Genomic DNA, 23,599 nt, shown 5'->3' on the forward strand with positions numbered 1-23,599 from the left:
CCTTAATTTCGACTTTGAATTTCCTAATTAATGCACTTGAATCAGTGGGTTGGATGTGATTAGCGTCTGGTTAGACGTGTATTTAGAGCTTTTGTGTTTTGTTTTTAGTTAAATCGATAAACTCGGCTTCTGTAGTGCTTTTTAGGCTAAGAATAGCGTTGATTTGATCGTAAAGCCGTTGCTGTTTGAGTGGTTTTGGCAGTACGCCGGACAATACAGCGTCGGTTACTCTGCTGCCAATCATAGGCATCAGCACAATGGGCAGGTCTTTGTTACTCTGACGCATTTGATGTGCCAGGGTCAATCCGTCTAGTACGGGCATATCCAGGTCGATAAGTGCGAGGTCACAGACATGTCCGGCTGCATACCATCGCATGGCTTCGGGGCCGTTTGCAAAAACCGTGGTCTGCATGCCCCAATTCTTTAGCTGATGATTGAGAAAGCGTCTTACGTTGACATTGTCATCAACAACGAGGATATGTTTGCCGATAAACCAGGGCTTACCCTGTAAAGGTATTTCTTGCCTGGATGCTTTCTGGACAGTCAGAACAAATTGAAAGACAGCGCCTTGTTGCCCATTGCTCTCGGCCCAAATTTTTCCACCGAGAAGTGTGCACAACCTTGTACTGATTGCCATACCGAGTCCGATGTCGCTTTGTGATTTGCGTAAGACATCCGAAAGACTGCTTTCAAATAGGCCGGCCAGTTGCTCTTGGGGAATAGCGGGACCACTGTCTTGCATAGAGAAATAGACAACGTATCCTTCAGATGTCTTCTCTAGCAATTTAGCCGTTATGTAAATCTCACCATTGGTTGTCCGTTGTACTGCATTGGACAGCAAGTTTTGGATCACCTGTTTGACGCGTACCGGATCTGAAACAATAGATGCAGGGATGCTGGGATCTATTGTATAGGACACTTCGATGTTTTTCTGCGAAATCCTGTTAATAACCAGATCAAACGCGTCTTCGATGCAGTCCCGTAAGATAAATGGTTTCTCTACAATTTCGATGTCACCCGCTTCGATATTGGAAAAGTCCATAATATCGTTTGTAATCGACAGCAAAGATTCTCCTGATGAGCGGATTGAGTAGACAAAGTCGCGTTGTTGACCATCTAGCGGCGAGTTATCCAGTTTGCCGGCCATCTCTATGATACCTTGCATGGGTGTCTGGATTTCGACACTCATATTGTTCAAGAAGGCAGACTTGGCCCGGTTTTCAGATTCGGATACTTCTTTGGCAAGCCGGTGCGCATCTTCAGCCAGGCGGAGGTCTTTAGCTTCATCCTCAAGTTGACGCATTTGCAACTGCAGTGCCTGGGTCTTCTTGATAAACTGCTCCCTGTCCTGATAAGTACGCTCTTCGATGAGCGTTTTTATTTTGTTTTCGCGTTCAGAAATTTCACCGAGTAATTTGTCTTTTGTATTCCCGATGACGGCAATAGACCAGATACCGAGTAGTGAGATACTGCGTGAAAACAGATCAAAGGTCTCCAGGTTGATCCCGTGTCTGAACCAGTAGCCGCCGGCAATGAAGAGGGTACAGAGGCAGGCCAACATGAGCGTGTTTTGCCTGTTGCGTACCCAAAGCGATAGAATAAACAAGCTTTGGTACAGTATGCCTCCGGTATTGAATCCGGGCAACAACAGGTCTGCCAAAAAAAGAATGGACGCAAGCAGAATTGCAAAAAATCGAAGACTGCTTTCTCCTATTTGCTGGAGGTTTATCATGGGGCCATTGGCCAAAAGCTGACAAATGATTAGGCAGATGCCTTCAGTATCGGCAGTTTGTCTGAAAGCAGAAGCAACGCCTGCGTCATTTTCTGAATGCTAACCGGTTTTTCTATCCAGGGCAGGTGCTGCAGCGTGCTGTGTGAGTGCGTGTGTTTCTGTTTCAAATCATCGGTCAAAATCACAACTGCAAGGTTTGCATATTCAGCCTGTAATAGCATCGATGATAGCTTTTCTGTATCCATATCAGGCAGATCAGCGTCGAGTAGTAACACGTCAAATGAATTGTCTTGTAACGTTTGGGTGAGCCGCTGAAAATTGGTTACTGCCTGGACTTTGTGTCCAAAACGTGAAAGCATTTTAGATACAATGCGCTGGTCAAAAGCGTTGGTTTCAGCCAGTAAAAACTGCATCGAGGGAAGCTGTGAAAGGGATTGGGCTGATAATTTGTTTGTGGTAGACGAAGATGGTTTGCGGCTTTCTATGGCCGATTCAATTTTTGCAAGCAGGACCGCGTATTTTATTGGCTTCGCACTGGCAATAATTGGTTCTTCAAATTTGACTCGCTTACTGATTGGCAGTAAAGCTATAATCGGAATCTGATGACTTTTTTCTGTTATCCAGTTGTTGAAGGACGGGTCGGCTTTCATCAGCACATGATCTGAAATGACGACATCTGGTGTGTGTCGGAGGTACCACGACTCGTTTCGTGAGGTGCTGTTGGTGCTGTAGGTAACCAGACCGAATTGTTTGAGCTGCTTCGCTAGTGCCGAGCGAAGTGCGGCATTTGACGCATAGAGAAATACCACTTTCCCATTTGCAACCGGAGAACTGGAGCGCCGGCCAGCATGTGGCGCCGCTTTGGTTACCACAGTAAAAAAGAACGTCGATCCTTCGTTTTCTCTACTCTCTACCCAAATCTCGCCTCCCATAATATGGCTGAGTTGGGCGCAAATGGACAGCCCAAGCCCTGTACCACCAAATTTTCGCGTTGTAGAGGCGTCTACCTGCGAGAAAGCATTGAAAAGCCGGCCGATCTTATCTTCCGGGATTCCGATGCCTGTATCTTTGACGGCAAACTGCAAAACAGTCTCATCGGGCGTTGCTGATTTTACACTGGCGGATACAACCACTTCTCCTTCCAGGGTGAACTTGACAGCATTGCCGAGCAAATTGATGAGGATTTGTCTGAGCCGGGTTGAGTCGCCATGAATAAGTTCGGGCACATCAGGCTCAAAATCGTAGACCAACTCTACTCTTTTATGACGAAGCCTGTTGGCTACCAGGCCGCACGCTTCTTCGATACAGGTGTGGAGATTGAAGGTATGCTCGTCGAGCTCAATCTGGCCGGCTTCTATTTTTGAAAAATCGAGGATGTCATTAATAATAGAGAGCAGCGATTCGCCAGACGACCGAATGGTTTGTACAAAGTCTTGTTGCTCTTCATCGAGCCCTGTTTCGAGCAACAGGCTCGCCATGCCGATTACGCCATTCATCGGTGTACGGATTTCGTGGCTCATGTTGGCCAGGAATTCTGATTTTGCCCGTGTCGCTGCTTCCGCTTGCTCTTTGGCGTTTCGTAATTCTTCTTCTTCTTCTTTCCTGCCGGTAATATCTCTGTTGATAGAAACGAGCCCTTTCAGTTTGCCTGTTTTGTCGTAAATGGGTTTGAGGGTACTGTCTCCCCAGATCGGGTCACCCTGTTTATCATAAAGCCAACCCTCATATACACATTGCCCCGTTTTTTTAGCTTCGTCGAGGATGTCTGCAGCGCGTTTGTTGCCAGTTTGGCCGGTATCAAAGAACAGGGAGAAGTGTTGTCCTATGGCTTCTTCGTTGGAGTATCCCGTTATGCGGGCTGCTTCTTTATTCCAGCTTGTAATATGTCCCTGGTGATTGATCGTATAAATTACAAATCCTGTTGTGCCTTCAAGAATCAGGCGAAGGCTTTCGTCTTGCTCTTTCAGCAGGTCTTCTGCCAGGTTGCGCATGGCAATTTGTTCTGCCAGGATTTCCGACAGTGATAACAGGTCTGAATCAGACAGGTCGTGTTTAAAATGCTCAATCTTGAGCGCCGCAATAGAATTCTTAATGTTGTTGAGCACGATGGCCTTTTTGGTCGTTTCGTGCTGCAGAATGGCATTCACCCGGATCAACTCCTGGGTATTCAATTGCATGGAGTCGTGCAAGAACTCCTGTACAACATCATTTTGCTCGTAAGTGGTACTAATCAGTGAAATGAGTTTTGACAATTCATCACTGATTGGTGCATCTTCACCCAGCGTTTTTTGGATCTGACTTATGAGAAGCGGGTGTGGGTGCATCGTGCTGATAGCGGACGTTCGATGAATCGACGCGTCGGTGAGCTGGTGGCTCCTTTTCTGTTGCGAAAACTACGCGCCGGCGCAATATCTCCTATTATCAGCACTACCGTCGGGGAAATTAAGCCCGCCGGGGTCAACTTTATGGTCTTGGTCCGAAAAAATTACCGACAAGCAATCGGTAAGGCCTGTCGGACGTAGTAGTGAGGATCTATTTATTCTTCAGAGGGAGGCACAAGCGTCGCTTCTCCACCCAGGGCCATTTTGCCTCCGCAGTACACATAGATTCGCGCCTTGACAAACTTTCGCTTCTCAATTTTCTCCGCAATTTTTACTTCAACCGTTATTTCGCTGTCAACGGGCACGGGGCGGACAAACTTGGATGAAATGGCAACCGCTACGCTGCCATAGCCAGGAAAGTCTTTGCCAAGAACTTTCGACACCACAGCAAGCAAAAATACGCCATGAACGATGGGGCGCTCAAATTCAGTAGATGCTGCGACATATTCAGGGTCAACGTGAATCGGGTTGTCGTCTCCAGATACTTTTGCAAAGTCGTGTACATCGTCGGCCGAAATAAACCGGGTGAACGAATAGGTATCGCCCACTTGCAGGGATTGGTAGGTATGTTTGATGTCGGCCATAAGATTTAATCAGGGAATAGGTGGTCGGAGACAAGCCGGCAAGCCAGCAGCCGTAAAAAACAAAAACTAACCGGTAAAAACCAGCCTGGGATCCCTGCCTTGTGATGCTCACCAACTTTGGTGATGGATGCGTGGATTTGAGCGCAAGCGGTAGGCAGGTACAAAGAAACCCGGTGTTAAGGCTGCCGTAACACCCTCGCTTTCCCCACTGACCACCCAATTGATGACCACCCCGCGCGAAGGAGACACAGATAAGCCCTTAGCCTCTGGCGTAGTCGCCTGGTTTGAGCAAGCCTTCAGCGAAGAAGCCCGGAAGCTTATGGCAACCTGGGGGCGGCGTTTGATGGTGCTGGGGGTTCTGGCATTTCTCGTCTATCAGCTTTCAGGGGTAGGATGGGCCAATATATGGAAAGACATCCCTACACAACCGCTGTTCTATTTGATTTTTGTAGGGATGTACCTGGGGCTGCCCGTAGCTGAATCGTTTATCTACCGGATGATCTGGGGGGTACCGTTTCGCGATATCTTCCCTGAAATGATCAAGAAAAGGGTCTTTAACAAGGAGATTCTAAACTATTCCGGAGAAGCAAATCTATTTCTCTGGGCAAAGGACAGGCTAGGTAGCTCAGGCCGGCACATTCTGCGTGACATTAAAGACAATACCGTTGTGTCGTCGCTGACATCCATGCTTATTGCGCTAACGTTGCTTAGCACGTTTCTACTCACCGGCGTGATACCGCTTGAATTGGTGTTGGGGAAGGTGCATTGGGGATGGATAATCGGCGGTGGTATTTGTTTGGCCATGCTGATTGCGTTGGCCCTAAGGTTCAGAAAAAGCGTCATTGCCCTGCCGGCATCAATGGTTAGGAAGTTATTCGGGATGCACGTTGGCCGGCTTGTGTTTGTGCAAACGCTGCAAATTCTTCAGTGGATGACGGTAATGCCAGATACGCCCGTAGTGGCGTGGTTTATTCCCCTATCTGCACAAATCGTTGCAAATCAGATTCCGTTTATGCCGTCGAAGGACTTGCTTGTAGCCGCTGCCAGCCCGGCTTTTGCCGGTATGATGGATGTGTCAACTTCCGTGATGGCGAGTATGCTTTTGGTGACGGCAGCACTCGACAAGCTGGTCAACGTTATTCTTTTCAGCTACCTGAGTTTCAAAGGAAAATAGCCAGCTATTTTTTGGTAACTCCGCGTGCCGTATTTTAGGAGCCCACCATCCCCCTCAACCCGTGAAAAAGGCCGGTTAGTGCATTGGCATCGGATTCTGTAGCATACAAAAAGTCGATTAAGGCAATAGGCATAACTTTTTTAGTGTACGCGTTGCTTGTGGCAACACACCTGGGTGAGTTTTGGCCTTTTAGCATTTACCCCATGTTTTCCCAGGCCGGTAATCCCTGGAGCCGATCCATCGTGAGAGACCTGTCGGATTTACCCGATGATGGCGCTGTGCCCTGGCAGACCGTTGATAGCGATGCCTTGCCAGGTAAGCCCGTTGCCCTGACCGAGCATGGCGTTGATCCCATTGACCTTGCCAATTTTGTATCCAAAACGGAAAAATGGGATACGGACCGTGTAGAAGGATTGCGCAACATGTTCAGGGCTGATCAGCTAGCCGGACAAAAGCTGCTGGTATTTCGCGCCGGCGGTGAAATGAATGCACAGGACTCAGTTGTGCTTCATTTCGAGCCATATGTACTCATTCACGAGCAAGGGGCGCAGGTCAATCCCACGCTACCCCGTTAAACCACCAGATACAACGTGTCATTAATTTCCACGATTAGTCGCGAATTATTCGACTTCGAGCGCGAAGAAACGCAGGGCGAACTGGTCTTCTTCAAACTGTTCGAACTGTTCATTATGGGCAGTGCCATCCACATGGCATGGGATTGGGGGTTTTATATTCTGCGTATCAGTGATCTGGTCTTGCCGCTGGGTATTGCCAACTATTTTGATGTATCCATCTTCTTTGGCAATGGCGCTTCGCTCGTGATTGCCGGCCTTATAGCGATACTCTGTGTGCTCGGCTTTTTTCGAATCAACAAGTATTCGTATCTGGCGGCGTTTCTGTTATTTCACCTGCAATTTGCCACGCGGTATACATTGGGTGAAATCCCGCATAGCTCGAATGTGGTAGGCATGACCGTGTTGGGATTTGCCACGGCAATGCTTGTGTTCTCCGACGCTCGTGTGCGCCGGCGTTTCACGATGGGATATACCTACTTCTTTGTTGGACTCGGGTATTTCATGGCTGCAATTTGCAAACTGATTGGTACCGGTATTTTCTGGTCTGATGGTCGCCATCTCTGGATCTGGATCCACGAAAAGGCAGTGGATGCCATGGGGTACACGGGCCTGCTGAATTATAACTTCCTACAGGAAATTGCACTGAGTAGCGTTTCTTTCGCCACCATCATTCTCACAATCGGGTTGCTTTCTGAATTTTTTGCCTGGGCTATGTGGTGGCGCAAATTTCGCATGGTAACCTTATTTGCTGTACTTGCTTTGCACATGGGGATTTATCTGGTAATGAACATCATGTTCTGGCACACCTTCTGGGAGCTTATCTTGCTGGCTTTACCATGGGCAAAATGGATTGATATGGTGCTGGCAAACAGAACCAATAAATTGCAGTCGATGGCGTTATTTGCCCGGTAATGCGTTTCCAATTGGCGTAAGGATGTCGGGGTCTTAACTGCTGTATGATTTATGCGATACCTCTTCGGTAACGTATAACGCAGTTAGTAAAAGTGAGATGGCAGATAAGTCTCCAGTTTTGGCGCGCCCCCATATCCCAAAAGCGTCCACGCGTCTTGACGCGCCTGATGAAGCGATCGCAGATATCCGTGCGCAACTTGATACCACCAGGCTCGCCGGCGTCATGTTATGTTGTGCAACGTCATATGATTTTGACGCGCTGGGGCCGGCCATAGCATCTGCATTTGATTGTCCTGTATTGGCTGTAGCTTCTGAGGGAGAGCTACATTTTGGCCACGATCAGCATAGCATCATTGGAGTTGGTTTTCCTTCAGCCTTGTTCGACGTGCAAGCGATGCACGCCTGGCCTGTGGCAAGTACGATGCAGGCTGCTACGGCCTTAAAAGCCCACGATGGTGGCATGCTGGATCAACAGGATCACCTCGGACTGGTTTGTTTTGATGGACGATCCGAGCTGCGCGAACCCTTGTTGTCGATGGGGGCAGTTTTTGATCAGCTCACTTTAGCCGGCGCAGCTTCGGGTTTGGTAAACGGGCATGGTAGTGTATATGCAGCCGGCAGTTTTCAGGAAAACTACGCAGCCTGTATGGTGCTGATGTCGCATGTACGTTTTGAGCCTTTTTCGATCGAAATTGAATTGTCGGATCTGAACGCTGTTGATTATCAGTTACTGGTTGATGCCCTCAAAAAGCGTATGCCCGATATTTTGTTTACCCTCGGGTTTGAAGATCTACAATACAGACATCAACCATGCGCATCTACAATGGATATTTCAAGTGCCTTGAATACGCTTAACATGAGTGGATTTAGCACCACGGCACAGTTGGTTGGGCGTGAAGTCCGGTCCCGAGGTGTTTCTGGTATCGTTTTTGGCGCTTAGAACAGGCCCAGCTTTTTAGAGTCGGCGATGTATTGATCGAATGCCTGTTGCATTTGCGGCGTCAGTTGAAAGCGAGGGTGTGCAAAGAGGTTGCGGCGGATATATTTGTACCAGATGTACCGGAGCGTATCCATAGGCGTGTTGCGCATGCGGCGCAGAAAATGATCCACTTCCCACGTATTGGATCCATGAAAAGCACGGATGTAGAGGTAAGACTGATCTTCGGGCAGTTGCACGTACGACCGGTTTAGCCATTCGTTGACGTATACAGTATCCTCGGTGCGTGGAAGTGCAGGATAGCGAATGGCGTCATCACGGCGGTGCATGATGGTTGGCGGAACGCCATTGGGTAACAGACCGATGTAAGGTCGGTTGAAGTATGGCGTCTTGTCTACATGCATGAGGGTGCCGGCCAACGCGCAGGCATCAAATCCTTTCTGGAGCACATCAACCTGTATCTGGATGCGGTCTGGATGATACCAGTCATCATCGTCCCACTGTGGAATAATGAACTCACCGGTTGCCATATCCAGGGCATCGTTGCGGAGTACGCCGAGGATCAGATCTGGTGTACGCTCAATTTTTTTATAACGTACCTCTTCATCGGGCAGGCCTTCCAATAGCGCAGCCATGGACGTGTTGCCATTGTCGAGAATAACCAGCTCCTTGTTTGGATAGGTTTGCTGTTGATAACACCAGATCGCGCGTGCGCAGAGTTCTACCCTGTCGGCGGTTACCATTACACAGCTTACTTTAGGCAGGTGGGAAGGCATAAATGCTGGTGAAAAATATCAGGGATGCAACTAACGCAAGCCACATACGCACGAACAGGGTATTGTGTGCCTGTATTGTGCTGCAGAGATACCATCTTTTATCAGATTTGTCACCATTAACAGGTCTGGTGCGTATAGGTAGGTGACCTGAAAAGTGTGCAATCATGATACGGCTTGTTCATCATAGTGGCCGAAATTAAGACAAGGCCCAGCACTGTAGTACCCAGTTTAGAATATTGCTTAAAATTTTTTATAAGTACTTATTTTATAATGTTTTATATTGTGTTGTTTGATTATTGAAAGTACCAAAAAAGCCGGCAGATCTTTTTTGATTGTTGTGCTGTAGAACCTAGATGGTACCTATGTTGCATTCATCAGGGAGACCCTAACTCATCAGGAGGTTTCCCAATGCCACTAAAATTGATGCTGTTTTTCGTCTTTCTAATAGCGCTTGTTAGCTTGTTTACCACATCATCCGACCACGTTCGCTACCAGGATGGTGTACTAATCGATGACTTCGAAAACTACACTGAAGGTGGTTTGCCGACGCAGTGGAAGTATATCGAAGGGAGAAAACTGGTTTGGGTTGAGGATCGTCACATGCGACCGAACGAACGTTTTTATGTAGTTCGCGAGGGCAGCAATAAATTTTTGCGCGCTTACTCTAACAGTGAAGCAGTACATCTTTCCATGGCGAACGATCGTGATGGATTCGATTGGGATCTGCGGACGCATCCATACCTTTCCTGGGAGTGGCGTGCCAATGAGTTGCCTAGCGGCGCGCGCGAGGACAAGACCCGGTTGAACGATGCAGGGCTTGGACTATACGTCTTTTTTGACATGAAAGGGCGTCTGATCAAAAAGCCGGAGGCCATCAAATATACATATAGCAGCACGTTGCCTGTTGGCACGATCCTGAAACAGGACAGGCTGCGCGTAATTGTTGTTGCCTCGGGCACACAAGATGCCGGCCGCTGGATGAAAGTTGAACGCAATGTCATGGATGATTACCGCCGTGCTTTCAAAAACGAACCGCCTAACCGCCCCCATTCGATTCGCCTGTGGAGTGACTCTGATAATACGCGCCAGGTGGGAGAAGGTGATTTTGACAACATCAAGTTGCTTGAGCCGCGTTAGGCGTCAACATAATGTGTTAGTCAGCAATAGCTGCGCTTAAATATTGAAAAGGGAGATGGGAAGAACGGAGGGGCTTGATCCTGATAATTCTGGGCAAGCCGTCAAATCCATCTTCTCATCTTCCTTTGTTTTTAAAAGCCATGTATGGGAATTGGGTGTGCAAATCCGTATGATCTGGTGTTGTACTTGTCCCTACCCCCAGGAGGAAGATGGACCGTATTTTTCAGGCGTTACGCCCTTTTATCAGATTTGTAGCTGAACACAGCATCTGGATACTACTTGTTGCCCTGGCACTGTCATTTTTTGGGTTTCAGCAGGCGCGGCAACTCAGTGTGGATACCGATTTTTCCAAATTGATTCCCCCGGAATATCCCAGTGTTCAGGCCATTGAGCGGCTACGTGCAACGGTAGGGAGTGAAAGCAGTGTGGATGTGGCAATAAGTAGCCCTTCATTTGCTGCCAACGAGCAATTTGCAGAGGCCTTGATTCCCAATGTGATGGCCATGCAGCAGCGTGATGGTTCTGAGCCCTATTTCTCACGTGTGGACTATCGCCGCGACACGGAATTTCTGAAAGACAATGCGTTGTATTTTTCTACAACCGCAGAGTTGGACCAGTTGGAGACCTATCTGGAGGATAAAATCGAGGAGTCGCGCCTGGCGGCCAATCCGTTCTTTTTCGACCTGGAAGATGAGGATGAAGAATTGGAGCCAGACACAACGGCAGAGGCCTTGCAGTCGGCTTACAATGATATCGTTGGTAAAGACTATCCCGTCTCCGAGGATAGCACAACCATGGTGCTCCGTTTTTATCCAACGGGTTCGCAGACCAATCTTGGGTTCATAGAGCGGGTATACGAGGATCTGGATTCCCTGGCTGCTTCAATGCAGCCGGCGTCCTATCATCCCGACATGGAAATTGTGACTGCCGGCCGGCCCCTGCGGCAACTGACTGAAATTAAATCCATCGAAAATGACGTAAAAAGCTCGTTTGGCGCAGGTGCAGGTACCGTACTTCTCGTCGTAGTGCTGTATTTCTTTTTCAAGGGATACCGCGCACGCAGCGGTGGGAAGTTCTCTGCCAGAATTTTGTTCTCAGAGCTGATCCGAATACCGGTGCTTGCGCTGCTCATTGCAGTGCCTTTACTCATGAGTCTTTCGTGGACCTTCGGCATTGCGTTTTTGCGGTTTGAGACGCTCAATCTGATGACTTCCACGCTTGGGCTTGTACTCTTTGGATTAGGCATCGACTTTGGCATCCATTTTTACGCACGCTATACGGAAGAGCGGGCCCTCGGTAAATCGGTTGTCGCGGCCATTGAGGAGACCTTTGTGAGCACAGGGCAAGCGATTACCATCGGGGCGTTGACCACAGCTGCTGCGCTGTACATTCTTGTAATGGCTGACTTTCGCGGTTTTAGCGAGTTTGGTTTTATCGCCGGCACCGGAATCATTTTCGCCCTCATTGCAATGCTGGTTGTAATGCCGGCCCTCATCTCGTTGTTTGAAAAAACGCGGTTGCTGCAATTGAATGCAGAGTCGGTTGCGGATCACGTAAACCACAGCCGGCGCCCATTTCCTGCCGCGCGCGGTATTGTGTTGGGAAGCCTTGCCGTTGTGATCGCTGCACTTGTGATGGTGCCGCGTGTAGAATTTGAATATGACTTTGGCAGCCTTGAACCTGTCTATGAGTCGTACAATGAGCGGCGGGATTACATCCGCCGGGTATTCGATAACAGGAAAAACCGTAACCCAGCCTATATCGTCGTTGATTCGCCTGATGAGGTGACCCCAATCGTAGAAACTGTGCGGTTGAATATGGCGCAGGATACACTCTCGCCAACCATTGACAGGCTCGAGAGCATGCAGGATCGTTTTCCCGGCGAAGCGGACCAACAAGCTGCCAAGCTCGAACGGCTGGCCTACATACGCGAAATGCTGGATGATCCGTTCCTTAATGAGGAGCCATCCGAGGACCTGGATCGGCTACGCCGCGCTGCACAGACAACCGAGCCTATTGCAATTGACCAGGTCCCGGATTTCCTGAAAACCCAGTTCACCTCCAAGTCTGGTGAGATGGGTAACTTTATAATTATCTATCCGGCTGTAGGGCTTTCTGATGGCCGGCAATCTATTGCATTTTCTGAGGATGTTGGCCGCATCGAAACACCCGACGGCGGTGTATACCACGCCGGCTCTTCATCGCTAGTCGCGGCAGACATGCTCAAACTGATGCAGCGCGAGGCCCCCTGGATGATTCTGGCAACCTTTATCATAGTGCTGCTGCTGATGTGGGTCAACTTTGGCGAGGTGCGATGGGCTTTACTTGCAACGATACCCCTTGTGGTGGGTGTGTTACTCATGTTGCTTGTGATGGAATTGATGGGACTGAAGCTCAACTTCTACAACCTCATTGTTTTGCCAGCGGTACTGGGTATTGGCAATGATGCTGGCGTCCACATTGTGCACCGTTTCCGGGAAGAAGGCCCGGGCAGCATTTGGGCCGTGTTGAAGTCAACCGGTGAGCATGTGACAATGGGATCATTGACGACCATGATCGGCTTCGCCGGTTTGTTGCTCAGTTTCCATCCTGGGTTACACACCATCGGCGAGCTTGCCGTTGTGGGTATCGGCGCAACTTTGATTTCTGCCTTGCTGTTCTTGCCGGCCCTGTTGCAGTGGCTGGAAAAAGAGCCGGCTTAGGTTACAGGTGGACTGTGGCGCCAATGTAGAAAGAAGAAACCCACAGCAACTTATTGTTGAATCCTGTCAGGAATTTGTTTGAGGCAGGGGCTGGCAGCTCAAATAATTGATGGTCCTCAGCATCAAGTCCTGTATATACTGAGGTGTCCAATAGTAAGCCAAATGAGAGAAATTTAGAGACCATCAGGTTCATCTCCATTGCTACGTGTCCGCCCCACAATACTTCGGCTTTTGTGACACTTGTACCAAACCGAAAAGCAGTGAAGCCATCTCTGGCGCCGAATCTTGCTGCTTCTGTATAGGAAATGGTATTGATTCGTGCGAGCCCGGGGCCGGCAGTTATCTTCAATTCAACGTTCTTTTTTTTAACCGGCACAGCAGGGTATATCACCGTATAATTTCTGAGCGTTGTCAGCAAGTAGGAAAAGTCAAGGTTGTAAAACTGCCCGTTAACCCGTACTTGTCCTGGCGCCCGACTAATCCTGGCCGCTTCAAATCCTGTGTCTGGGCCAGTGATGGGCACACCATCCAAGGATGCTCCGCTTCTAAACTTGCGCGTCGAAAAGGTTGATGCACCTATCTGAAATCGAGGTCCCGTGTTCATTCTGGCAACTACATAGTACGCCGGGATTTCTATGTCAATGCTCGTACCAAGCGGAGGTGCGTCGGGGCTGACTTCCAGTGTTGTTTGTACAGGATAAGGTGCGCGTAAGTAGAGGAAGGGGGTTGGTGAAAAGTAAACCGAGAAATGTAATTTGGCGTCTTGTTCTTGTGCTCGAACGGTCGCCCAGTCGGTTGAGGGTTGGCCTGCATAAGGAGCTTGCAAGAGGCCGCGTTTGTCATGAATTTCGGGAGGGAGTGCCCGGCTGTAAAACATGTGGTTTCTCAACTCAGGGAGGATTACCGACAGGTACGTCCGTTCTTCGCCTGCGTTGTACACGTCCATTGCCCTGAACAAGCGCTTAATAAAAAAGGGCTTGGCCTCTAATCTGTAAATTTGATTTGTGGGGATGAACTTTACGTTTGCTGCTGTTTGTCGTGCGCTCTCTTTGGATAAATGCTTGGCGATAAAGATGCCGGTTTCGTCGGCGTAAGCCAGTTTGCCTTCTACTTTTTGACCATTGATCAGGGTGAGCTTGTATCTGCCCGGGATGCCATAAGGTTCAGTAATGGCGCGAGCCAGAGATCCGATGTGTTCCCATTGGTGCGCTTGTTGTCCTGTATACCTGGCTTCAAAATTGTCGATGTATTGCCTTAGCGCGTCAACACGCTCTTGTGGTAATGTATAGACATTTATTTTTCCATCAGCTTCAACTGTGATAGTGTATGTGGATGCACCTGTTTTGGTGAACCAAGCGCCATTAAAGTGCTCATAGTATGCAAATAGCTTGAAGTATTCCCGCTCGTGTGGTTCAAGCGTATCCCCGACTCTGTTGCTTAATGTAAACGAAATTTGATTTCGTTGGGCCCTGGATTCCTGAAAGCAAAGAATTAGAAAAACAGCGGCAAATAAGTATCGCATTATGCCAGTGAAATGAGTGAGGTTGCGGGGTGTTGAAAGGCGTTAGAAGTGGTATGCAAATCCTAAAAAGAAGGAGGAGAGCCAGAGCATTTCGTCTGATGGGCCGCGCAATATTTTTGCAGTCGCGTCGCCGGCACTGGTGTTGAGGGTTTTTGTCGGCACAGTGTAGCCGAAATAGGCGGCTGAATTAAATAGCAAACCAGCTGACCAGGAGCCGTTTAGCATTATACTGACCTCTACAGCCGCGTGAACGCCTGGGAATATTCCTCTATGCGTAGAGGTTTCACCGTATTCATTAAAGCTAATGGGTACCGTCCCTCTGAAAACCGCACCACCGGATCGAATTTGTGCTTCTGTGCGAGAAAATGCAATACTTGGACCTGCCGTTAGCTTGATGTTAATGCTATGCATTGCCCGCGTTTTACGCGGATAAACCTGGACATAATCTCGGGCAGCTTTGAGTAAATATGTCAGATCCAGGTTTACAAAAGTCCCCCCAGTTTTGAGCGTGCCCGATTCGGCGCGAAGCGCTGGGATGAGTCCTACATCGCTGCCAGGCTCAAGTATAGGGCTTCCGGGAAGTTGTCGCAGATTAGTCCTGACTGTCTGGAGCACAGAAACACCCAACCGTAGTCGTGGCAATACCGCAAACCGTACCGCGCCAAAAAGGAGGGGCCGCTCTGTAGTGATATTACCCAAGACCGTGTCAGCAGGTGCCGGGAATAAATCTGTAAATTCTGATACAGCCGTGCTGGTCCCATTTACAGTATTGGGGGAGAAGTTGTTGAGTGGCGTGAAATAGAGTAGGGTGTGGACTTTTGAACTTTGCGGGGGTATGCGAAATATGCGCCAATCGGGGTCTGCTTGTACCTGGGATGGTACCAGGTTTTTTCTGGTGGCGATCTCGTATAGTTCTGGCGGCATTGACCGAGGATGTAAAGCCGCAGTTTTGAGTTGTGGCAGTGTTAAGGTCTGGTACGTATGTGGTTCTCCCGCGTATATAATATCAACCTTGTCCTGTAAAGATTGAAGGAAGGGGGTCTGCATTTTCAAGCGGAAAAGCCGGCCGCGGGGTATGAAGGTCATACTACTGCCCGTTTGCGAAGGGTATCTTGCGGAAACGTTCTGTGAAAGGTAGACACCGCTTTCGTCTGCCCAGACAATTTTGCCGTATTTCTTTTTTCCTGTAATCAGGATGATTTCATAAGTATCAGCCGGCCCAAACGGTTGATGGATCGGTGAGGTATAAGCAGTAATATGATCCCAGCTTGATCCCCTGGAATCAGTATACCGCACTTCAAAGTCTTCTATGTAGTACTGCAATGCCTGGAATTGCGGTGTGTCGAGCGTTAAAACCTCTTGCTGCCTGTCTTCGTTTTCAATAACGATTTGGTAGCTGGTATTGCTAACCTGAACTACGCTTGCATTAGAGAAGTATTCAACCCAGGGAAACAGCCCAAAATAAGCACGTTCATGTTTGTCGATGGTATTTCCAACGCGATCACTTAGCGGTGTGGGAAGAGGGAACCGTTGGGCATTAGTTGTCTGAATGCAGGTAAACAAACAAGCCAGTACGAGGAGTCCGCGAAAATTAATCATGTGATTATGACAAGCCTTGGAAATAGCTACAGAAGAAGGGTATGAATTAAGATACAGTAGCTGTGTTATGTTTAAAGTCGGTTTGTACGCTTGGCTGTGCGAAAACTGGACGTTAATATTTGGAAAAGGGCGTTATGTGATATGATTTTAAATACCCCCCCACGTAATCGAAATGTTGCAGTTATGTACTAGAGGTGATAGGATAAGCCAAAGAAAAAAGTAGAGAGCCATAATTTGTTATTCTGCGGACCACGTATAACTTTTTCCTCGTTTTCGAAGAAGTCAATCAACGCCAGTTCGGGTACACTATAATTGAAGTAGAGTGCTGAATCGAATAATATTCCTACAGAGATCGATCGGTTTAGAAAAGCGGTTACTTCGAGTGCAAAATGGCCGCCGGCAAGCAGTTTCCTTGTCTTGTCTGCGACGCCATAAACAGTATTGGATGTAAATGTGGCACCGTCTCCCGTGCGTACCCGCCCAACTGAAACCAGGTCTGCAACGGTACTGGTTACGCCGATACTCGGACCAATGATCAGGTTTACATCGTAGTCGAGGAGGCGGCGTCTGGATTGTGCGGTGTCGTAGGTTAGGTAGTCCGGAGTTGCACGCAGCAGGTAGGTCAAATCAAATCCCAGATATGTCCCTCCGACAGTAAGACTACCTTGATTAGAACGGAAACTTCGGGCACGCTCAACAGCTTGTGCTCCTTCTAATTGGATGTTTGCCACTTCTTTGGTGTTGTTGGGCAGAGACTGCGATAACGACAGTCCAATTCGCATGCGAGGCGAAACACTAAGGCGTGCAGCAGCGAACAAGAGCGCTGGTTTTGCGGAAATGGAAGGTTTTACCAGATTTTCAGGATTTCCGGCGAAAGAAATTTCGGATTCAATTTCGTTAAATCCAGGAGGCGCAAAATACTTTATTGAAGGAAGGTATATCAGAAACTGGGCGCTGGAGCTCTTGTTTGGAAACCTGAAGTTGCGCCACTCAGGATCGGGAAGGGGTTCTGCAGGGATCAATTTGTTGCGTGCTGCGCGCGCGGTTAGCTCTGGGGGAAGTTGCCGCGGATAAAGCGCTCCTTGCAGTAGCTGGGGTAAAGCGAGATTTGTGTAGGTAGCAGGTTCGCCAGCAAAAACAATGTCTGGGCCTTGTGCAAACGATTCGAATAATCTCTTTTTGGGTGCTATTCTTAGCAGGGCTTGCCGCGGATAGTAAGAAAGTCGCGACGCTGTCAGCTCCGGGCTTCTGGCGGATATCATTTGAGAGAGGTAAACCCCTTGCTCATTAGCCCAAACCACATGCCCGGATTTTTGCTCGCCAGAAGTAAGCGTGAGTTCGTAGAGCGTTCCTGGGCCAAAGGGCTGACGGAGCGGGTCCGTGTAAAATATGATGTAATCCCAATTTGTCGATAGCTTCCCTGTATAACGAATTTCAAACTCATTGATGTATTTCCTGAGGGCATAAAATCTATCGAGATCAAGATCGAAAAATTCGTTTCTGTCGCCCCGGTCAATGGTAATCGTGAACGTTGAGTCGGTTAGCTGTTGTACAGTCGCGCCATTAAACGGCCTGTCGCTGGGGAATAGGTTAAAATATACCTGTTCGCTGACATCAATTGATTCGCCAATGCGATCGCTTATTGCTACTATTCGTGGAAAGGTTTGGGCAAAAGCCGGCATCGTACATAGCAAAAGCAATACAGCGCAGAAGAACAGTTTGCAATCCATTAATCCAGAAGGTATTAGTGAGCTACGGGAAAAGAAAATTGCCCGCCTGGGCTGGCTGGATAAGACTTGTATTTGTATTCTCGTTGAGGAAGATGGACAATACGAAAGATTTTGGGTAAATATTATTGCAGCTAACAAGCGAAGGCAATATACAGGATGTTGTGTAGGCTTGTAAGTACCGCTTGACCAGAATGGAGAACATTTGTGGAACACCTTGCTTTTGTGAACGCTGTGCTTGGGGGATTTGCATTCGCTTTTTTGGGCGCCTTGATAACAATTGACAAATCGTCGCGCATTCTATCAGTGGCGCAGGTAGTCGTGGCAGTGGCTGCCTGTTTTTTTCTGGTAGCCACCCTGGGTAGTACCATGTTGTCGGGGCTTGATGAGTTGGAATCGTTTGCTCACTTGCGGCGCCCCATTTCGCTTTCGTTTTTTGGAGGGCTCTTTTTTCTATTGGTGAGTATTGGTCTATCTGGCTGGCTACGCTCTCGCTCACTAGGTATCAGTACATCATTGATAGCGCTTGTAACCGGGTTTGGCGCCTGGTATATGCTGGTCCCGTTTATCCGCTAGCGTAACCCGGCTAACACATCAACATACTGTCCCGCAACTGTTTGCCAGCCAAACGTGTGTGCAGTGTGCTCAAAAGCCCGCTTTGAAGCAGTCGCAATGTCAGCCGGCTTGTTGTGATAGGCCATGATGGCGTTTACAAACCCATCGGCATCGCCGCTTTCGACATAGTGCCCGTTCTGCCCTTCCGTAATGACGTCCTGGATGCCTTCGAGGCGCGAGGCTACTACGGGCAGGCCGCCCATGCCGGCTTCAAGCATAACAACACCAAAACCTTCCATGGTGCCATGTACCGGGACGTTCGGCATCATAAACAAGTCAGCACCGCGATACAGACATGCGAGTTGTTCGTCTGATACCCGGCCGAGTAGCCTGACCCGGTTACCTAGTTTGTGTTTTTTTGCCAGGGCTTCGATCTGTGGGCCCTCGGGGCCATCGCCGGCTAACCAGTAGTGCACATTGTCAGGCAGGCGGGGCATCACGTTGTCTATAAACCAGTCAAAACCCTTCCGTTTGACCTGCCGCCCCACACTGCAGAGCAGCAAGGCGTCATCAGGTAACTGAGTATCTGGCATGTCAAATGCTTTAAACAACGCTGTACGCATTGTCTCAAAAGATGCCAGCGCAGCAAAACGATCGAGTTTTACGCCATTGGGGAGCACATGCAGTTTACTTTCTGGCAGACCTCGGAAGGTGCACTGTTCACCGGTAGCACGGCTCACAGGCAACACGGCATCCAGGGCATTAAAAACCTTTGGGACAAACTTCTGGTAGGGGCCAAATGGCGTAGTAACATCCTGCCCGTGTACAATCGCAGCCGTTTTAACGCCGGCTCTTTTGATCGATTTATTGATAAGAACAGCAATCGAGGCTGTCACCATCGAGGAGAACAGGATGACATCCACAGCATCGTTTTTCAGGAGCCGTTTGATGTCCCGGATGCTGCGTAAAATGAAAAAAGGTGTGTTGATATGGGTACGCTCCCAGGTGCTGCGCAACACCATGGGCTCAACTTCAACCTGCTGATTTTCCAGTAGCGCTTCGTACAACTCTGTTGCAACGCGTTGCATGCCGCCTACATTGGAGAGGGGCTGGTCAACTGGAGGAAACGAATGGGAGACAAAAAGCAGGCGCAACGGATCGAGGGCAGTTCAGCGGGTGGAAAAGAAGCGCACCTATAAAGGTGCACGCCCAAAAGGATACGGGCTTGCCGGCGCATTCACAACGCAATACGCAAAATTCAATTTTTACGCTGATCAGGCGCCGCTCGATGCGTATTTGCTATCCATTCGCGCCTGCTTCGCCGCCACATGTTTGTTGATTACGCGGTTGTAGTAGCCTTCCATTTTTTCGAGGATCACAGGCCAGTCGTATGCTTGTGCACGCTTGAGGGAAAGCTGTCCCATTTTGTCGCGTAGCGACTTGTCGGTTACCAGTTGTGCGACGTGTTTGAGAAACGCAGCACTGTCACGTGGCGGTGCCAGAAATCCTGTGATGCCATCCCTGATCAGTGAACGGCTGCCGGTTGCGTTGGCGCATACTGGAGGGATGCCAGAAGCCATGGCTTCCAGGGTGACGTTTCCAAAGGTCTCGGTTTCGCTTGGGAAGAGGAATACATCGGAAGAGGCATAGGCCGTTGCGAGGTCCGTGCCGCCCTGGTGTCCGAGGAAAAGCGTATTGGATAGCCTTTTTTCAAGCTCCGCCCGCGCTGGCCCATCCCCAACAATCATGCTGCGGTGTGCGATGCCTTGTGCTGCGAGACCTTCCAGCACCTCAGCGTAAATGTCCAGTCCTTTCTCCCATACAAGCCGGCTGATGAACGAAATGACCACTTCGTCATCTTCTATGCCCAGATTGCGCCGCCATGCCATCGACCGCCGGCCAGGATTAAACCGTTCGGTTACTACGCCGCGTTCCCACAGATGCAGGTTGCCGGCGATGCCGTGGTTTTCCAGTACGTCAATCATCGAATCAGAAGGGACGTACACTTCCTCGCATTGCTTGTAAAAGTCGCGCAAATATCCCCAGAACCAGGACTCCAGCCAGTCAAGTTTATAGTACGACAGATAGGAGCTGAAATGGGTATGGTATGTTGCTACAACGGGAATGTCGTTGTTTACACCATACTTCAGTGCGCCCTTGCCCAGTTGGTCCGGAGAAGCAATGTGGATAATCGACGGGTTGAAGTCATCCAGCGCTTTTCTGATGCGCCGGGGGAAATGGGTTGTTAGCCGGTATTCAGCCCGGTTGGGCAGTGGCATGCGGATAGATGGTGCAGACACGAGGGTGCCGGCGTGGTCTATCGGCGGATTTTTAATGGTTGGCGCAAACACCAGGACTTCAGCGCCCTGTTGCTCAAGATAATCTACGAGCCGGTTGAGCGTGAGTGAGACGCCGTCGGCAATATGGTTGTAAGCACCTGTAAAAAGAGCAATTCTTTTGGGAGACAGGGGACTTGAATCCATGCAGGTTTCTAATCTGAATGAAGAGTTTATGGGCGGTGAACTTGTAGATGAACACCGGTGAACCAGGACGCGTCGGGGGCTCAGCGTGAGTAGACATTCATAGAGTCGCATCCATGTCCGTAAAAGTAACACCTACGACGATCCAAATAATAAGTTGTAGGCCCCGTTCAGTTGTTACAGCAGTAAAACGTAATACAGTTTATTATTCTGTTGTCATGTCGCTTCTTTGCCTTGATTGCAAGATTTTCTATACAAAAGAGCGCCGCTACATCGGGTTAAAATGCCATTATTAACGAGAGTGAAAATCACTGGCTTCTTTTTTGCGCATACTGAAGCGCGCCAGGCCCTGAGCGTGAAAGAAATACAGCGTTACGATTGGACCAATCTATTATGAATGAACTCAGTACGGCGTGGCAAATGAGCAATGATGCCACCATTTTTTTACTTGATGCCATTGAATATCGGCATATGGGGGATCGGTATGCACCCCGCACCAGGCCTGTTGCCGCACAATTTGCCCATATGCACAATGTACGTCTTCGGTGGTTAACCCACGCAGCACCAGATTTGGCAGAAGAAGTTGCGCAGTTTCCCCGCGGAGCTGAACTGACAAAAGCAGATCTCGAGGAAGCGCTGAAGTCTTCGAGTGAGGTGGTTGGTGTTTTTCTTGACCGGTGTGAAGGCGCCGGCGAGGTAGCCAACTGGCACGGTCCGCCGGCTTCGTTTCTGGCATACATCGTAGCACACGAAGCGCATCATCGCGGGTTGATTATGGCCGCTTTGCGGGCCTCCGGCCACGGTCAACCGGAAGAGGTGATTAATGGGCTGTGGGAGTGGACGTTGTAGGGGTGTTTTTTCTTTACCTTGTTAATCAGGCACTATGTTTTGTGAAGCTATACCGTCTGTTATTGATAGTTCTTAGGCGCAACTTATACTTTGATAGCTCATTCATTACTATATGCCTACTGTATTGCGCATAGGCCCGTATCGATTTTTCTTTTTCTCAAATGAGGGAAATGAGCCTCCGCATGTGCATGTTGAACGAGACGAAAAAGCTGCCAAGTTTTGGCTCAATCCTGTTCGACTGCAACAGCGTTGGGGATTTGGTGACTCGGAGTTAAGCAAAATTCAGAAACACGTTCAAGAGCATCAACAACTTCTGAATGAGAAATGGCATGAGTACTTCAATCAGTGAAAATGCAGAAGCCAGAGTCGAGTCGATTCACTTCGAAAAGGATGCGCTGGTCGTAAAATTGATCGATCGTCGCGTAATTAGCACGCCACTTGCATGGTATCCACGCCTCTACCACGGAAGTACAAAGGAGCGCGAAAACTATCGTCTAATAGGAAAAGGTTTTGGCATCCATTGGCCAGACCTGGAAGAGGATGTTAGTGTGTCAGGATTGATTATAGGACGCCCGTCAGAAGAGTCTCAAGAATCTTTGGCAAAATGGCTTGCAGCAAGAAAGTCTGGCTAGAGAAGATCAAAGAGCGCCGCCTATTCCCTGATTACCCATTGCTTGAAGCTGGAATGCAAACCCGCACAATCTGCGAGGATCAGATCGCGCGACTGATAGGGGCCGGCTTCTCTGATGGGTTCTGCAACAGCGACGCACTGCGATTGGTCGGCTCGATATCTGATTTCCATTTTGTCGGCGTCGTAGGTGAACTGCTGAGTAGGTTCATCATTCATGCAATCAAGCAGCCCGAATGGGATTTCCTCATTTTCGGGATTACTGTACGTCATGCACAACCCTTCGTATTCCACCGATTCAATTTTGCCAGTGTCAGAATCGAATGAGAACTGCACATCACCGCCTGAGGGTTTGCAAGAATGTGCATGAAGCTGGTCGCTTAGTCCCCTGCCCTTGGTGTCGATGCACCAGCCAAGTTTTGCTTCTTCGTTAAGGTTGTCGGCCAGATAAATCAGGGTACCTTCAGTTTTAATAACAGGAGCCTGGGCGAAAGCGATGAAAGGTGTTGTCAGAACTAGAAAAGCTGTGATCCAGGCGGTTTTAAACGTAGATAAGCGGTTCATCTTATAAATTCTTTGAGTGTCAATGCAAAGGAGCGTAGCGCAGTACAGGTAACGGCTCAGTCATAAACCGTAAAAGTGGGGTTGACCTATCCCCGAAAAACTTGTAAGCTCCCATGAGAAAGTAGCAAAAAATGCATACTTTCTATTATGAAGAGATCCCGATTTAGCGAATCCCAGATCGTAGCTGCCCTTGCCAGAAACGAGCGAGGCGAAAAAGTAAAAGACCTCTGCCGAGAGCTGGGTATAAGCGATGCAACGTTTCCACCTACTCTAGGTGGAAGTCAACTGGAAGGCCAAGTATGGCGGCATGAGTGTAAGTGAACTCAAGCGCATCAAAGAGTTGGAGGTAGAGAATGCAAGACTTAAGAAGATGTACGCTGAGTTATCGCTGGTTCACCATGCACTCAAAGACGCCGTTGAAAAAAAGCTCTAAGCCCTCACGAGAAAAAGATGCTCGTTACCCACATGAATGAGGCCCATGGAGTGAGTATTCGTCAGGGCTGCAGAGCAGCAAGCCTCCCGCGTAGCACGTATCGCTATAAACGAAGACCAAAGAATGACGAGGATGTGATTGATGCGCTCAATGAACTCGTCGACAAACATCCAGCAATTGGCTTCTGGCAGAGCTACCACAGGCTTCGAAGGTCAGGCCATGCGTGGAATCACAAACGCGTGTATCGTGTGTATACGGCCTTGGGATTGAATATCAGGCGCAGAGCCAAGAAACGGTTGCCAGCGCGTGTAAAGCAACAGCTCTTTCAACCA

21 protein-coding genes are annotated in these 23,599 nt (G+C 49.0%); 11 read left to right on the forward strand and 10 right to left on the reverse strand.

Annotation, left to right across the window (positions count from 1 at the left end; translation table 11 throughout):
• Positions 1-82: 82 nt before the first annotated feature.
• The 3 genes from AAF564_14845 to AAF564_14855 all read right to left on the reverse strand — a co-directional run bounded on the left by AAF564_14845 (position 83) and on the right by AAF564_14855 (position 4,697).
• Entirely contained in the window at positions 83-1,732 is a 1,650-nt protein-coding gene (locus AAF564_14845; GenBank protein MEM8486828.1) for an ATP-binding protein, read from the reverse strand.
• A gap of 29 nt (positions 1,733-1,761) precedes the next feature.
• The gene (locus AAF564_14850) at positions 1,762-4,056 is read right to left on the reverse strand and encodes an ATP-binding protein (GenBank protein MEM8486829.1); all 2,295 of its coding nucleotides are present in this window, start codon (positions 4,054-4,056) and stop codon (positions 1,762-1,764) included.
• Positions 4,057-4,268: 212 nt separating this feature from the next.
• Complete coding sequence (locus tag AAF564_14855; GenBank protein ID MEM8486830.1) at positions 4,269-4,697, reverse strand: MaoC family dehydratase; 429 nt, start codon at positions 4,695-4,697, stop codon at positions 4,269-4,271.
• Positions 4,698-4,920: 223 nt separating this feature from the next.
• On the opposite strand from AAF564_14855, the gene AAF564_14860 reads away from it, so the two are divergent.
• The 4 genes from AAF564_14860 (at position 4,921) to AAF564_14875 (ending at position 8,298) form a co-directional block, all read left to right on the forward strand.
• Positions 4,921-5,871, forward strand: coding sequence for a hypothetical protein (locus tag AAF564_14860; GenBank protein ID MEM8486831.1), 951 nt, complete (start codon positions 4,921-4,923; stop codon positions 5,869-5,871).
• A gap of 203 nt (positions 5,872-6,074) precedes the next feature.
• Positions 6,075-6,446 (forward strand): hypothetical protein, encoded by a 372-nt coding sequence (locus AAF564_14865; protein ID MEM8486832.1) that lies wholly within the window; start codon positions 6,075-6,077, stop codon positions 6,444-6,446.
• Positions 6,447-6,461: 15 nt separating this feature from the next.
• Positions 6,462-7,358 carry a hypothetical protein gene (locus AAF564_14870; GenBank protein MEM8486833.1) on the forward strand — a complete coding sequence of 299 codons (897 nt, stop codon included), beginning with the start codon at positions 6,462-6,464 and terminating at the stop codon, positions 7,356-7,358.
• A 97-nt stretch (positions 7,359-7,455) separates the two neighbouring features.
• Positions 7,456-8,298, forward strand: coding sequence for an FIST N-terminal domain-containing protein (locus AAF564_14875; GenBank protein MEM8486834.1), 843 nt, complete (start codon positions 7,456-7,458; stop codon positions 8,296-8,298).
• On the opposite strand, the gene AAF564_14880 is transcribed toward AAF564_14875, so the two are convergent.
• Positions 8,295-9,071: a glycosyltransferase family 2 protein gene (locus tag AAF564_14880; GenBank protein MEM8486835.1), complete on the reverse strand. Its 777-nt coding sequence runs from the start codon at positions 9,069-9,071 to the stop codon at positions 8,295-8,297. The genes AAF564_14875 and AAF564_14880 overlap by 4 nt on opposite strands.
• A gap of 408 nt (positions 9,072-9,479) precedes the next feature.
• On the opposite strand from AAF564_14880, the gene AAF564_14885 reads away from it, so the two are divergent.
• Positions 9,480-10,208: a DUF3047 domain-containing protein gene (locus AAF564_14885; GenBank protein ID MEM8486836.1), complete on the forward strand. Its 729-nt coding sequence runs from the start codon at positions 9,480-9,482 to the stop codon at positions 10,206-10,208.
• A 209-nt stretch (positions 10,209-10,417) separates the two neighbouring features.
• Complete coding sequence (locus AAF564_14890) at positions 10,418-12,910, forward strand: MMPL family transporter (protein MEM8486837.1); 2,493 nt, start codon at positions 10,418-10,420, stop codon at positions 12,908-12,910.
• 1 nt (position 12,911) lies between these two features.
• On the opposite strand, the gene AAF564_14895 is transcribed toward AAF564_14890, so the two are convergent.
• The 3 genes from AAF564_14895 to AAF564_14905 form a co-directional block, all read right to left on the reverse strand.
• Positions 12,912-14,432 carry a hypothetical protein gene (locus tag AAF564_14895; protein MEM8486838.1) on the reverse strand — a complete coding sequence of 507 codons (1,521 nt, stop codon included), beginning with the start codon at positions 14,430-14,432 and terminating at the stop codon, positions 12,912-12,914.
• Positions 14,433-14,474: 42 nt separating this feature from the next.
• Positions 14,475-16,031 carry a hypothetical protein gene (locus AAF564_14900; GenBank protein MEM8486839.1) on the reverse strand — a complete coding sequence of 519 codons (1,557 nt, stop codon included), beginning with the start codon at positions 16,029-16,031 and terminating at the stop codon, positions 14,475-14,477.
• A gap of 188 nt (positions 16,032-16,219) precedes the next feature.
• On the reverse strand, positions 16,220-17,761 hold the full coding sequence (locus AAF564_14905) for a hypothetical protein (protein ID MEM8486840.1): 1,542 nt from the start codon (positions 17,759-17,761) through the stop codon (positions 16,220-16,222).
• A 204-nt stretch (positions 17,762-17,965) separates the two neighbouring features.
• Here AAF564_14905 and AAF564_14910 point away from each other — a divergent pair, with 204 nt between their 5' ends.
• On the forward strand, positions 17,966-18,334 hold the full coding sequence (locus AAF564_14910; protein ID MEM8486841.1) for a hypothetical protein: 369 nt from the start codon (positions 17,966-17,968) through the stop codon (positions 18,332-18,334).
• On the opposite strand, the gene AAF564_14915 is transcribed toward AAF564_14910, so the two are convergent.
• Both AAF564_14915 and AAF564_14920 read right to left on the reverse strand, forming a co-directional pair.
• The gene (locus AAF564_14915) at positions 18,331-19,467 is read right to left on the reverse strand and encodes a glycosyltransferase family 4 protein (protein ID MEM8486842.1); all 1,137 of its coding nucleotides are present in this window, start codon (positions 19,465-19,467) and stop codon (positions 18,331-18,333) included. The genes AAF564_14910 and AAF564_14915 overlap by 4 nt on opposite strands.
• A 120-nt stretch (positions 19,468-19,587) precedes the next feature.
• Complete coding sequence (locus tag AAF564_14920) at positions 19,588-20,796, reverse strand: glycosyltransferase family 1 protein (GenBank protein MEM8486843.1); 1,209 nt, start codon at positions 20,794-20,796, stop codon at positions 19,588-19,590.
• Between the two features lie 390 nt (positions 20,797-21,186).
• Between AAF564_14920 and AAF564_14925 the strand changes: the two genes are divergently transcribed.
• The 3 genes from AAF564_14925 to AAF564_14935 all read left to right on the forward strand — a co-directional run bounded on the left by AAF564_14925 (position 21,187) and on the right by AAF564_14935 (position 22,274).
• Positions 21,187-21,642 carry a DinB family protein gene (locus AAF564_14925; GenBank protein MEM8486844.1) on the forward strand — a complete coding sequence of 152 codons (456 nt, stop codon included), beginning with the start codon at positions 21,187-21,189 and terminating at the stop codon, positions 21,640-21,642.
• 112 nt (positions 21,643-21,754) lie between these two features.
• Positions 21,755-21,991 carry a DUF4160 domain-containing protein gene (locus tag AAF564_14930; protein ID MEM8486845.1) on the forward strand — a complete coding sequence of 79 codons (237 nt, stop codon included), beginning with the start codon at positions 21,755-21,757 and terminating at the stop codon, positions 21,989-21,991.
• Entirely contained in the window at positions 21,972-22,274 is a 303-nt protein-coding gene (locus tag AAF564_14935) for a DUF2442 domain-containing protein (GenBank protein ID MEM8486846.1), read from the forward strand. Before AAF564_14930 ends, AAF564_14935 begins: the two co-directional genes overlap by 20 nt.
• Before the next feature lie 20 nt (positions 22,275-22,294).
• On the opposite strand, the gene AAF564_14940 is transcribed toward AAF564_14935, so the two are convergent.
• Positions 22,295-22,834 (reverse strand): ricin-type beta-trefoil lectin domain protein, encoded by a 540-nt coding sequence (locus tag AAF564_14940; GenBank protein MEM8486847.1) that lies wholly within the window; start codon positions 22,832-22,834, stop codon positions 22,295-22,297.
• Between the two features lie 274 nt (positions 22,835-23,108).
• Here AAF564_14940 and AAF564_14945 point away from each other — a divergent pair, with 274 nt between their 5' ends.
• The gene (locus tag AAF564_14945) at positions 23,109-23,267 is read left to right on the forward strand and encodes a transposase (protein ID MEM8486848.1); all 159 of its coding nucleotides are present in this window, start codon (positions 23,109-23,111) and stop codon (positions 23,265-23,267) included.
• Positions 23,268-23,599: the final 332 nt, after the last annotated feature.

The sequence above is a fragment of the Bacteroidota bacterium genome, assembly GCA_039111535.1.
Taxonomy (GTDB): domain Bacteria; phylum Bacteroidota; class Rhodothermia; order Rhodothermales; family JAHQVL01; genus JBCCIM01.

Excerpts from the sequence above, each read along its gene's own strand:
- AAF564_14845 (MEM8486828.1), bottom strand. The coding sequence starts at position 1,732 with ATGATAAACCTCCAGCAAATAGGAGAAAGCAGTCTTCGATTTTTTGCA.
- AAF564_14850 (MEM8486829.1), bottom strand. The coding sequence starts at position 4,056 with ATGCACCCACACCCGCTTCTCATAAGTCAGATCCAAAAAACGCTGGGT.
- AAF564_14855 (MEM8486830.1), bottom strand. The coding sequence starts at position 4,697 with ATGGCCGACATCAAACATACCTACCAATCCCTGCAAGTGGGCGATACC.
- AAF564_14860 (MEM8486831.1), top strand. The coding sequence starts at position 4,921 with ATGACCACCCCGCGCGAAGGAGACACAGATAAGCCCTTAGCCTCTGGC.
- AAF564_14865 (MEM8486832.1), top strand. The coding sequence starts at position 6,075 with ATGTTTTCCCAGGCCGGTAATCCCTGGAGCCGATCCATCGTGAGAGAC.
- AAF564_14875 (MEM8486834.1), top strand. The coding sequence starts at position 7,456 with ATGGCAGATAAGTCTCCAGTTTTGGCGCGCCCCCATATCCCAAAAGCG.
- AAF564_14880 (MEM8486835.1), bottom strand. The coding sequence starts at position 9,071 with ATGCCTTCCCACCTGCCTAAAGTAAGCTGTGTAATGGTAACCGCCGAC.
- AAF564_14885 (MEM8486836.1), top strand. The coding sequence starts at position 9,480 with ATGCCACTAAAATTGATGCTGTTTTTCGTCTTTCTAATAGCGCTTGTT.
- AAF564_14890 (MEM8486837.1), top strand. The coding sequence starts at position 10,418 with ATGGACCGTATTTTTCAGGCGTTACGCCCTTTTATCAGATTTGTAGCT.
- AAF564_14895 (MEM8486838.1), bottom strand. The coding sequence starts at position 14,432 with ATGCGATACTTATTTGCCGCTGTTTTTCTAATTCTTTGCTTTCAGGAA.
- AAF564_14900 (MEM8486839.1), bottom strand. The coding sequence starts at position 16,031 with ATGATTAATTTTCGCGGACTCCTCGTACTGGCTTGTTTGTTTACCTGC.
- AAF564_14905 (MEM8486840.1), bottom strand. The coding sequence starts at position 17,761 with ATGGATTGCAAACTGTTCTTCTGCGCTGTATTGCTTTTGCTATGTACG.
- AAF564_14920 (MEM8486843.1), bottom strand. The coding sequence starts at position 20,796 with ATGGATTCAAGTCCCCTGTCTCCCAAAAGAATTGCTCTTTTTACAGGT.
- AAF564_14925 (MEM8486844.1), top strand. The coding sequence starts at position 21,187 with ATGAATGAACTCAGTACGGCGTGGCAAATGAGCAATGATGCCACCATT.
- AAF564_14930 (MEM8486845.1), top strand. The coding sequence starts at position 21,755 with ATGCCTACTGTATTGCGCATAGGCCCGTATCGATTTTTCTTTTTCTCA.
- AAF564_14935 (MEM8486846.1), top strand. The coding sequence starts at position 21,972 with ATGAGTACTTCAATCAGTGAAAATGCAGAAGCCAGAGTCGAGTCGATT.
- AAF564_14940 (MEM8486847.1), bottom strand. The coding sequence starts at position 22,834 with ATGAACCGCTTATCTACGTTTAAAACCGCCTGGATCACAGCTTTTCTA.